Below are 10,949 nucleotides of genomic sequence, written 5' to 3' on the forward strand. Positions count from 1 at the left end.
CGCGGGGGTCACGGGGGTCGTGCACGGCGTACGCGTCGTACGGGGAGGAGGTCGCCTGAGCCGGAATCGGAAGCGGAAGCGGAGCTGAAGCCGAGGCCGGAGCAGGAAGCGGAGCCGACGGTGCGAACTCGGCCGGGGCGGCCGGGGCGGTCGACGCGGAGGGCTCCGCCCCCGTCCGGTGCGCGCGGTCCCCCTGCGCCGCCATCGGCCCCGACATGTACGCCAGGATCGCCGCCGAGGCGATGAACGCCATGTGGATGACGGTCCCCCACAGCAGCGAGTGCTGCGAGGTGTGGTGCACGTCGACGAACATCTGGAGGAGGTGCACGGACGAGATGCCCACGATGGCGGTGGCGAGCTTGACCTTCAGCACGTTGGAGTTGACGTGCGAGAGCCATTCCGGCTGGTCGCGGTGGCCCTGGAGACCGATGCGCGAGACGAACGTCTCGTAGCCGCCGACGATCACCATGATCAGCAGGTTGGCGATCATGACGACGTCGACCAGCTTGAGCACCGCGAGCATCACGTACGTCTCGTTCGCCTGCCCGGTCACACACCGGAGGATTAAATTCCACAGCTCGTTGAAGAACTTGTAGACGTACACGCCCTGCGCGGCCACCAGGCCGAAGTACAGCGGGGCCTGGAGCCAGCGGGTGGCGAAGAGGGCGTAGCCGAGCGTGGTGGTCGGCGGTGAGGCGGCGGGAGACGGCGCGGCGGACGGCATGGCATGGCTGTGACCGGACAACGGTGGGCTCTCCCTGGGCGACGACCTGAGGCGGTGACCTGCGGGACCGCCATTCTTCGGGCCCACGGCCGCGATCCTGAATCCGCACCACCCATTGGGATGAATAGACATCCAGTAGGACAGGACGGACAGAACACCGCCCGGCCCCCGCGGGTACCGCCCGTTCACGACGCCGTACGCCTGCGATCAGGCACACTGGACGTTTGGCCGTGCACGTCGTACGGCCCCCACGGCTGTGCAGAAGGGGACGCGCGCGTGAATGGTCCACTCATCGTCCAGTCCGACAAAACCCTGCTCCTGGAGGTCGACCACGAGCTGGCCGACGAGTGCCGCCGGGTCATCGCGCCCTTCGCGGAGCTGGAGCGCGCGCCCGAGCACATCCACACCTACCGGGTGACCCCGCTCGGGCTGTGGAACGCCCGCGCGGCCGGGCACGACGCCGAGCAGGTCGTGGACGCGCTCGTGCAGTACAGCCGCTATCCGGTGCCGCACGCGCTGCTGGTCGACATCGCCGAGACGATGGACCGCTACGGCCGCCTCACGCTCAGCAAGCACCCGGCCCACGGGCTCGTCCTGACCACCACCGACCGGCCCGTGCTCGAGGAGATCCTGCGCTCGAAGCGGATCACGCCGCTCGTCGGCAACCGCATCGACGCGGACACCGTGGCCGTGCACCCCTCCGAGCGCGGCCAGATCAAACAGACGCTGCTGAAGCTGGGCTGGCCGGCCGAGGACCTCGCCGGGTACGTGGACGGGGAGGCGCACCCCATCGGGCTCGCCGAGGACGGCTGGTCCCTGCGGCCCTACCAGAAGCAGGCCGTGGAGAACTTCTGGCACGGCGGCTCCGGGGTGGTCGTGCTCCCCTGCGGCGCGGGCAAGACGCTGGTCGGGGCGGGGGCCATGGCGGAGGCGAAGGCCACCACGCTCATCCTCGTCACGAACACCGTCTCGGCCCGGCAGTGGAAGCACGAGCTGGTCAAGCGCACGACGCTGACCGAGGACGAGATCGGCGAGTACAGCGGTACGCGCAAGGAGATCCGGCCGGTCACCATCGCGACGTACCAGGTGCTGACGACCCGGCGCAAAGGCGTCTACCCGCACCTGGAGCTGTTCGACTCGCGCGACTGGGGCCTGATCGTCTACGACGAGGTGCACCTGCTGCCCGCGCCGGTCTTCAAGTTCACCGCCGACCTCCAGGCGCGCCGCCGGCTGGGCCTGACGGCCACGCTGGTGCGCGAGGACGGCCGCGAGTCGGACGTGTTCTCCCTCATCGGGCCGAAGCGGTTCGACGCGCCCTGGAAGGAGATCGAGGCGCAGGGGTACATCGCGCCGGCGGACTGCGTCGAGGTCCGGGTGAACCTCACGGACTCCGAGCGGCTCGCGTACGCGACGGCGGAGGCGGAGGAGAAGTACCGGTTCTGCGCGACGACGGCGACGAAGCGCAGGGTGACGGAGGCGCTGGTCCGGCGGTTCGCGGGGATGCAGACGCTCGTCATCGGCCAGTACATCGACCAGCTCGACGAACTGGGCGAGCACCTGGGCGCGCCGGTCATCAAGGGCGAGACGTCGAACGCGCAGCGGGAGAAGCTCTTCGAGGCGTTCCGGCAGGGGGAGATCAACGTGCTGGTCGTCTCCAAGGTCGCGAACTTCTCCATCGACCTGCCGGAGGCGACGGTCGCCATCCAGGTGTCGGGCACCTTCGGCTCCCGCCAGGAGGAGGCCCAGCGCCTGGGCCGGGTGCTGCGCCCGAAGGCGGACGGCCACCAGGCCCACTTCTACTCGGTCGTGGCGCGCGACACCATCGACCAGGACTTCGCGGCGCACCGCCAGCGCTTCCTGGCCGAGCAGGGCTACGCGTACCGGATCGTGGACGCGGACGAGCTGCTGGCCGAGAGCTAGCGGACGACCGGTGATCGGTAATCGGTGATCGGTCGGTCACCGGTGGCCGGTCAGCGGCGGCGGACGCCGGCTTCCTCGCCGTACTCGCCGAGGAGGACCACTCCGAGGGCGGCGCCGGCGAAGACCTTGACGGCGCGCAGGGTGTCGCCGAGCCGGTGGCGGTGACTGCCCCGCAGGGCGGTCGCGCCGGGCGGCGACAGCGGGCGGACGGGGGCCTGGGTGAAGGTCGCGGTACTCATGCCTCCCATGGTGCGCCGCGGGCGCCGCGCTTTCATCGGCCTGCGGACCGAGCCCGCGCCGCCCCCGCGTACGACTACGGGGCGACCCCGCCCCGTAGGAAGGGGGACGGCGTCCCCTAGGGGATCAGGGGACGCGCCGGCCCCGCCGACGGCCGTACCGAGGGGCGTACGGACGGACACGCGGAGGGGCGCGGGGACGGGCGTGCGGGAAATCGGTTGGCCCCGGTGGCCCCCGTTCGCCTAGGATCTCCGCTTCGCCCGCCTCCCCTCGTGGAGCGCCGCCGCCCGGACGGAAACCGGCCGGCCCACCGCCACAGTCAGCGGGGCCCGCCCGGCCCCGCGGTTCTCGCAGGCCCCGGAGGCAACGCCCGTGTCCACCCCGTCCGACTCCGCCGTGCCCTCCTCCACGGCGTCCACCGTGCCCTCCCCCACGCCGTCCGACGATCCGCTCGTGCGCGAGCAGGACCACCTCACGCGGTCCCGCGCCGCGCTGCGCTCGATGCGCGAGGACGTGCAGTCCCTCGACATCCGGGACGTCACCGCGAACTGGGTCAACGCGGAGGTCCTGAGCCGCCAGATCGACGACCGCATCAAGGCGCTCGCCGACCTGTCCCACACCCCGCTGTTCTTCGGCCGCCTCGACTACCTGCACGCCCCCGGCGCCGAGCAGGCCGAGGGCGCGCAGGGCGAGCGCTTCTACATCGGCCGCCGGCACGTGCACGACGCGGGCGGCGACCCGATGGTGATCGACTGGCGCGCCCCGGTGTCCCAGCCCTTCTACCGGGCCTCCCGGAAGGACCCGATGGACGTCGCGCTGCGCCGCCGCTTCGGCTACACGGGGGGCGACCTCACCGCGTACGAGGACGAGCACCTCTCCGACCCGGCCGAGGCCGCCGCCACGAGCAAGCTGCTGCAGCGGGAGATCGAGCGTCCGCGCGTGGGCCCGATGCGCGACATCGTGGCGACGATCCAGCCGGAGCAGGACGAGATCGTACGGTCCGGCCTCGGCGGCACGGTGTGCGTGCAGGGGGGTCCCGGCACCGGGAAGACGGCCGTCGGCCTGCACCGGGTCGCGTACCTGCTGTACGCCCACCGCGACCGGCTCGCCCGCACCGGCACCCTGGTCATCGGCCCGAACGCCTCCTTCCTGCACTACATCGAGCAGGTGCTGCCCGCGCTGGGCGAGCTGGAGGTCAGGCAGGCGACGGTCGACGACCTGGTCGCGCACGTGGAGGTGCGGGGCACGGACGAGGCCCCGGCCGCCGTCGTCAAGGGCGACGCCCGGATGGCCGAGGTGCTGCGCCGGGCCGTACGCGCGCACGTGACGCCGCCCACCGAGCCGGTCGTGGTGGTGCGCGGCTCGCGGCGCTGGCGGGTACCGGCGTACGAGCTGGCGGACATCGTGCGGGAGCTGCTGGAGCGGGACATCCGGTACGGGGCCGCCCGCGAGGCCCTGCCGCAGCGCATCGCGCACGCCGTGCTGGTGCAGATGGAGCGGTCGGGGGAGGCGCCGGACGACCGGGTGCAGGACGCGGTGGCCCGCAGCCCCGCGGTGAAGGCGGCCGTGAAGGCGATCTGGCCGCCGGTGGACCCGGCGAAGCTGGTCCTGCGGCTGCTCTCCGACGCGGAGTTCCTGGCGGTGCACGCGGCGGGCGTCCTCACGGACGAGGAGCAGGAGACGATCCGTTGGGCCAAGCCGGTGCGCTCCGTGAAGTCGGCGAAGTGGTCGGCGGCGGACGCGGTGCTGATCGACGAGGCGACCGACCTCGTGCAGCGCACGCACTCCCTCGGGCACGTGGTGCTCGACGAGGCGCAGGACCTGTCACCCATGCAGTACCGGGCGGTGGGGCGGCGCTGCACGACCGGTTCGGCGACGGTGCTGGGCGATCTGGCGCAGGGGACGACGCCGTGGGCGACGCGCAGCTGGGAGGAGGCGCTGGCGCACCTCGGCAAGCCGGAGGCGGTGGTGGAGGAGCTGACGGCGGGTTTCCGCGTCCCGACGGACGTGATCGCGTACGCGTCGCGGCTGCTGCCGCACATCGCGCCGGGGCTGGCGCCGGTGGCGTCGGTGCGGGAGAACCCGGGCTTCTTCGAGGTCCGGGCGGCCTCCTCCACGGGGGAGGTGGTGGCGGCGTGCGAGGAGTTGCTCGCGCAGGAGGGCTCGGTGGGGCTGATCGCGGCGGACGCGCGCGTGCCGGTGCTCGCGGCGGCCCTGGCGGAGGCGGGGCTGCCGTACCTCGCGCCCGGCGAGGAGACGACGCTCGCGGCGCGGCTCACGCTGGTGCCGGCGTCGCTGGCCAAGGGGCTTGAGTACGACTACGTGGTCCTGGACGAGCCGGAGGCGGTCGTCTCCGGCGAGCCGGACGAGCGGACGGGGTTGCGGCGGCTGTACGTGGCCCTGACCCGAGCGGTCTCGGGCCTGATCGTGACCCACGCGGACGCCTTGCCGGCGCAGCTGACGGAGTAGGCCGTCGGTTGTCGGTCACCTGCGGGCCGGTGGGGGCTGGTCGCGCAGTTCCCCGCGCCCCTGAAAGACGGGGCTGCGCCCCGGCCTTTCGCTTTTAGGGGCGCGGGGAACTGCGCGACCAGCCACGACGCGCCCGCACCCGACAACCCACGCCGGCCGACCGCGCCCTCAGGGGCGCGGGGAACTGCGCGAACGGCCACGGCGGACCGGCACTCGGCACTCCACGTCGGCCTCCGGCTCCTCAGGGGCGCGGGGAACTGCGCAATCGGTCAGGCGTCCAGGGCGGAGCGCCATGTGTGGACCGCTGMGGGGGAGACCGGGGTCGTCCAGCCGCCCGGCCGCGCCGCCCCGCCGATGTGGAACGCGTCCACACCCCCCGCCACCAGCCCCCACGAAGTGAAGGAAATTTTCGCGGGGGACACCCCGCCACCCCCCGCAGCCCTAGCCGCAAAGGTCCGCACCCTGGCCCCCTCGATGACCCGCTCCATGCAGCGGGTCGCCGAGGCCGTGGCCGGCGACCCCGCGGGCTGCGCGGCCCTCACGGTCACCGGCCTCGCGGAGCTGACCGGCACCAGCGAGGCGACCGTCGTCCGCACGGCCCGCCTCCTCGGCTACCCCGGCTACCGCGACCTCCGCCTCGCCCTCGCCGGTCTCGCCGCCCAGCAGCAGTCGGGCCGCGCCCCCGCCGTGACGGCCGACATAGCGGTCGACGACCCCCTCCCCGACGTGGTTGCCAAGCTGGCGTACGACGAGCAGCAGACGCTCGCCGACACCGCCGCGGCCCTGGACACGGTGCAGCTCGGCGCCGCGGTCGGGGCGCTCGCGGCGGCCCGCCGCATCGACGTGTACGGCGTCGGCGCGTCCGGTCTCGTCGCCCAGGACCTCACCCAGAAGCTGCTGCGGATCGGCCTGATGGCCCACGCCCACAACGACCCCCACCTCGCCGTCACCAACGCCGTGCAGCTGCGCGCCAAGGACGTGGCGATCGCGATCACGCACTCCGGATCGACGGGCGACGTCATCGAACCGCTGCGGGTCGCGTTCGAGCACGGCGCCACGACGGTCGCGATCACCGGCCGCCCCGACGGCCCGGTGTCCCAGTACGCGGATCACGTCCTGACCACGTCCACGGCCCGGGAGAGCGAGCTGCGGCCGGCGGCCATGTCGTCCCGGACGAGTCAACTGCTGGTGGTGGACTGCCTGTTCATAGGCGTCGCCCAGCGCACGTACGAGACGGCGGCGCCCGCGCTGTCGGCGTCGTACGAGGCGCTGGCGCACCGTCACCGCAGCGCCCCGCGCTGACCGGACGACCGGGCCCCGCCCGGTGGACGCACCCGACAGAAGACTGGCCCCGCACCGGAAAGAGCCGCCGTACATGACCTCACGCGCCGAAGCCGCCGACGCTCCCACCTCCACCTCCACCTCCCCCTCCGCCTCCGACCCCTCCCCGTCCGCCGGACACCGCGACCTGCGGGCCGAGCTGGACGGCCTGACCACGGAGGCGTTCCGTCCGGAGCACTCCGACATCGACCGACTGCCGACGCTCGACATCGCGAAGCTCATGAACGGCGAGGACGCCACCGTGCCGGCCGCCGTCGCCGCGCAGCTGCCGGACATCGCGGCCGCGATCGACGCGATCGCGGAACGGATGGGGCGGGGCGGCCGCCTGGTCTACGCGGGCGCCGGCACCGCGGGCCGGCTCGGCGTGCTGGACGCGTCCGAGTGCCCGCCGACGTTCGACACGGACCCCGGTGAGGTCGTCGGGCTGATCGCGGGCGGCCCGGCCGCGATGACGACGTCCGTCGAGGGCGCGGAGGACTCCGCGGAGCTGGCCGTCGAGGACCTGCTCGCCCTGGACCTCACGGCGGACGACGTGGTCGTGGGCGTCTCCGCCTCGGGCCGCACCCCGTACGCGGTCGGAGCCGTCGGGCACGCCCGTGCGCTCGGCGCCCTGACGGTCGGCCTGTCCTGCAACGCGGGCAGCCCGCTGGCGGCCGCCGCGGACCACGGCATCGAGGTCGTGGTGGGTCCCGAGCTGCTGACGGGCTCCACCCGGCTGAAGGCGGGCACGGCGCAGAAGCTCGTCCTCAACATGCTCTCGACGATCACGATGATCCGCCTGGGCAAGACGTACGGGAACCTGATGGTCGACGTGCGCGCCTCGAACGAGAAGCTCCGGGCCCGCTCCCGCCGTATCGTCGCCCTCGCCACCGGTGCCGGCGACGAGGAGATCGAGGCGGCCCTGTCCGCGACGGACGGCGAGGTGAAGGACGCGATCCTGACGATCCTGGCCGGCGTGGACGCCCCCACCGCCACCCACCTGCTGAAGAGGACCGACGGCCATCTGCGCGCGGCCCTGGCAGCGGCGGCGGAACGGACCCCGTGACCGCGACCGGCCCCCCGGACACGGACCGGACCTGCACGGCCTGCGCGCTCTCCGACGGAAGAAGGTTCCTGCCGGGAGGACCCGTCCTGCGGACGGCCCTGTGGACCGTCGAGCACTGCGTTGGCCCGCTGGGGGTCGGCACGTTGGTCGTCAAGCCGCTGCGCCACGTCCTGCACGTGGCGGACCTGACGCCCGGCGAGTGCGCGGAACTGGGTCCGCTGCTGCAGCGGACGGCCGCCGCCGTTTCCGCGGTCGTGCGCCCCGAACAGGTCTACGTCTGCCTCTGGTCCCACGCGGGCGCGGTCCCGGGCCACATCCACTTCGTGGTCCAGCCCGTTCGGACGGCCGACGTCGAACGGTACGGCGCCCACGGCCCCGCGCTCCAGACAGCCATGTTCCAGGAGGGGGCCCTACCGGACGACGCATCCGTCGCAGAAGTCTGCGACCGCCTGCGCACGGCCTTCGGCCCCTAGGGGCGGTCACCCCCAAGGCGGTCACCCCACGGTGGCCGCCCCGCTGTCGGTGGGACGTGCGACGCTGGACAGCCACAGGGAAGGGACGGCAGCACCGTGAACCACGCGCAATTGACCGCTCTGGGCAGGGCCCTCCGCGTCCTCGGCGAGCACGGGGACGCCCTCTCCCCCGAGACACCGGACGCCAAGCTCCACGAGGTGAAGGCGGACCTGAAGCGCGCCCTCGACCTCCTGGAGGAGACCGTCACCACCGCAGCGCCCACCACCCGCTGCGCGGAACACCCCACGGGCCCGGTCGACGAGGACGCCGCGGACCTGTGCCTGCTCTGCGAGACCCGCCGCCGCCTCGCCCGCCGCTCGAAGACGAACGACTCCTACCAGGACCCGTACCAGGATCCCTACGCGCAGGGCCGCCCGGCCGCCCAGGGCGACGCCGGGGAGCGTACGAAATCCCGTTACGGCGTCCGCGGGGACCGGCCCGCCCCCCAGCAGCGCTGGCTCCCGGAGATGTGGACCGGCCGGACCTGGCAGCTCTGCGGCACGCCCCGCCGCGACAAGCAGGAGGCCGAGCTGTACCTCGCGGCCCAGCGCCGCGGCCCGCGCCCGAGCATGGCCTACCGCCTGGTCCACGAGTTCACGGACTACGAGGTGCTGCGCATCTGGGGCACGCCGATGAAGACCGACATCGAGCCGATGGGCAACCTCTAGACCCGGCGGCCCGGCACCGCACCGACGGTACCGCGCGGCTCAGGGCAGTCGCCCCTCCTGGTTGATCCGCCGTACCCGGGCCAGCAGCACCTCGCCCACCGGGGCCTCCTCCACCGCCTCCGGCGGGCAGTCCCACTCCCGCCCGCCGTCCACGGGCCGCAGCCGCACGCGACCGCCCTCGCACTCGACGACCTGCCCGATCCGCCCGTCGCGCACATCGACCACGTACGCCCCGCGCGGACCGCCGGCCGTCACCCTCCGCGCCGGCCGCGCCCGCTCATCCGGTGCCCTGTCCATCGCGCCACTTCCTCAACTGTGCGTGTTCACCTTCACCACACAGAGTGGCCACTACCCCCTCGACCGGGTCGTAGACGGCACCACAACAACACCGCTCATATGACAGATGAGGACGAACGACGGGCCCGGAGGACCCCGCCCCGCCGCCCTCACCTCAAGCCCTCGGGCTGAGGCCCTCCACAGCCAGCCGGAACAGCCGGTCCGCCTCGGCGGCCGGGTCGCCGCGGTGCTCCGTCGCCAGGACGATGCCCACCGCCAGCGTGATCAGGTCGCCGACCGTGACGCCCGCCGCCACCGCGCCGTCCCGCACGGCACGGCCGAGCAGCGGACCCCCCGCCTCCTCCAGGGACCGCGAGCACGAGTTCTCGTGCACCGGATCGGCCGCCGAGTCGTCGTAGGACAGCGCGACCGCCAGCCCGCGGGCGGACACGCAGTAGGCGACGACCTCCCCGAGCCACTCCAGCAGGGCGTCCCTGCTGTCGCCCCGGCCGGTCAGCTCCTGCGCGCGGGCGCTCAGCGCCGCGATCCGCGTCCGCGACACCGCTTCGAGCAGCGCGCGGCGCGTCGGGAAGTGCCGGCGCACGGTGGCGGAGCCGACCCCCGCCGTGCGCGCGATCTGCTCCAGGGAGGCGTCGGCCCCGCGGGCGGCGACCTCCTCCTCGGCCACGGCGAGGATGCGCGCGTAGTTGCGCCTCGCGTCCGCACGCTGACGTTCCACCACGGCGTTCACCTCGTCCTTTGTTAAACGGCGGGCCCCGCCGTATCTTAGCGGAGAGGAAACGGCGGGTCCCGCCGTTTATCCGCCACCGCCTCGAAGGAGCCCCCGCATGCCCTCAGACACCGGCACCGACACCGACACGGACACCGCGACCGGCTTGGACTCCGCTCCCGTCCTGGTCACCGGCGCCACCGGCCGGCAGGGCGGAGCCACCGCCCGCGCGCTGCTCGCGGCGGGGATGCCCGTACGGGCCCTGGTACGCGACCCGGCGTCCCCCCGCGCCGCGGCCGTCCGGGCGCTCGGCGCGGACCTGGTCACCGGCGACCTGCATGACCGCGACTCGGTGGTGCGGGCCGCGGAAGGCGTCCGCGCGGTCTTCTCCGTGCAGATGCCCGGCTTCACCGAGGCCGGCTTCGACTTCGAGGGGGAGGTCCGCCAGGGCGTCAACCTCATCGAGGGCGCCAGGGCGGCGGGGGTGCCGCAGTTCGTGCACACGTCGGTGAGCGGCGCCGGGCAGCACGTCGAGGACCCCGGCTGGGCCGAGGGCCGGTGGAAGTCGTCGGAGGCACCCCTGGGCGCCAAGGCCGCGATCCAGGACCGGCTCCGCGAGGCCGGTTTCCCCCGCTGGACCCTGCTCAAGCCGGCCTTCTTCATGGACAACTTCCGCCCGTCCATGGCGTTCCTGTTCCCGCGCGGCGTCGAGGGCGGCCTGGTGAGCGTCCTCAGGCCGACGACGTACGTGTCCCTCGTCGCGACGGACGACATCGGGGCGGCGGCGGCCGCGGCGATCGCCGACCCGGACCGCTTCCACCGCGTCGAACTGGAGCTGGCGAGCGACTACCTGACGATGGCGCAGATCGCCGACGTCCTCTCCGAGGCGCTGGGAAGGCGGCTGACCGCGCCGGACATGACGGAGGAGGAGGCGCTGGCCGCGGGCATGCCTCCGATGGGCGCCTCGCACGACCGCCTGAACGTGACGGGTCAGCCCGCCCGCCCCCAGTACGCCAGCTCCCTGGG

11 protein-coding genes are annotated in these 10,949 nt (G+C 73.5%); 7 read left to right on the plus strand and 4 right to left on the minus strand.

Translation table 11 applies throughout. From position 1 onward, the window contains the following. Nucleotides 1-724, minus strand: a 724-nt coding sequence (locus tag FGF04_RS01395; protein ID WP_149509436.1) for a TIGR00645 family protein, incomplete at its 3' end; no start/stop codon positions are given. A gap of 276 nt (nt 725-1,000) precedes the next feature. Between FGF04_RS01395 and FGF04_RS01400 the strand changes: the two genes are divergently transcribed. Then, nucleotides 1,001-2,644, plus strand: a complete 1,644-nt coding sequence (locus tag FGF04_RS01400) for a DNA repair helicase XPB (protein WP_149509307.1) — start codon at nt 1,001-1,003, stop codon at nt 2,642-2,644. Between the two features lie 50 nt (nt 2,645-2,694). Here the strand turns inward: FGF04_RS01400 and FGF04_RS01405 are convergent, their stop codons facing one another. Further along, on the minus strand, nt 2,695-2,883 hold the full coding sequence (locus FGF04_RS01405) for a hypothetical protein (RefSeq protein WP_149509308.1): 189 nt from the start codon (nt 2,881-2,883) through the stop codon (nt 2,695-2,697). Nucleotides 2,884-3,382: 499 nt separating this feature from the next. Here FGF04_RS01405 and FGF04_RS01410 point away from each other — a divergent pair, with 499 nt between their 5' ends. From FGF04_RS01410 to FGF04_RS01435, 5 genes are all read left to right on the plus strand, one after another. Then, nucleotides 3,383-5,350 carry a HelD family protein gene (locus FGF04_RS01410; protein WP_235882133.1) on the plus strand — a complete coding sequence of 656 codons (1,968 nt, stop codon included), beginning with the start codon at nt 3,383-3,385 and terminating at the stop codon, nt 5,348-5,350. Between the two features lie 354 nt (nt 5,351-5,704). Then, nucleotides 5,705-6,652 carry a MurR/RpiR family transcriptional regulator gene (locus FGF04_RS01420; RefSeq protein WP_149509309.1) on the plus strand — a complete coding sequence of 316 codons (948 nt, stop codon included), beginning with the start codon at nt 5,705-5,707 and terminating at the stop codon, nt 6,650-6,652. Between the two features lie 73 nt (nt 6,653-6,725). Then, complete coding sequence (gene murQ, locus FGF04_RS01425; protein ID WP_149509310.1) at nt 6,726-7,736, plus strand: N-acetylmuramic acid 6-phosphate etherase; 1,011 nt, start codon at nt 6,726-6,728, stop codon at nt 7,734-7,736. Then, on the plus strand, nt 7,733-8,209 hold the full coding sequence (locus FGF04_RS01430) for an HIT family protein (protein WP_149509311.1): 477 nt from the start codon (nt 7,733-7,735) through the stop codon (nt 8,207-8,209). The genes murQ and FGF04_RS01430 overlap by 4 nt, the downstream gene beginning before the upstream one ends. A 96-nt stretch (nt 8,210-8,305) precedes the next feature. Continuing rightward, a complete protein-coding gene (locus tag FGF04_RS01435; protein ID WP_149509312.1) occupies nt 8,306-8,917 on the plus strand; it encodes a hypothetical protein in 612 nt (203 codons plus the stop codon). Nucleotides 8,918-8,956: 39 nt separating this feature from the next. Here the strand turns inward: FGF04_RS01435 and FGF04_RS01440 are convergent, their stop codons facing one another. Then, on the minus strand, nt 8,957-9,214 hold the full coding sequence (locus tag FGF04_RS01440) for a hypothetical protein (protein WP_235882125.1): 258 nt from the start codon (nt 9,212-9,214) through the stop codon (nt 8,957-8,959). Between the two features lie 154 nt (nt 9,215-9,368). After that, a complete protein-coding gene (locus FGF04_RS01445) occupies nt 9,369-9,932 on the minus strand; it encodes a TetR/AcrR family transcriptional regulator (protein WP_408055577.1) in 564 nt (187 codons plus the stop codon). A 109-nt stretch (nt 9,933-10,041) separates the two neighbouring features. On the opposite strand from FGF04_RS01445, the gene FGF04_RS01450 reads away from it, so the two are divergent. Then, the coding region (locus FGF04_RS01450) for an NmrA family NAD(P)-binding protein (RefSeq protein ID WP_149509439.1) at nt 10,042-10,949 on the plus strand (908 nt) is incomplete at its 3' end.

Origin of the sequence: Streptomyces apricus (assembly GCF_008369065.1) — a bacterium.
In the GTDB taxonomy this organism is placed as follows: domain Bacteria; phylum Actinomycetota; class Actinomycetes; order Streptomycetales; family Streptomycetaceae; genus Streptomyces; species Streptomyces apricus.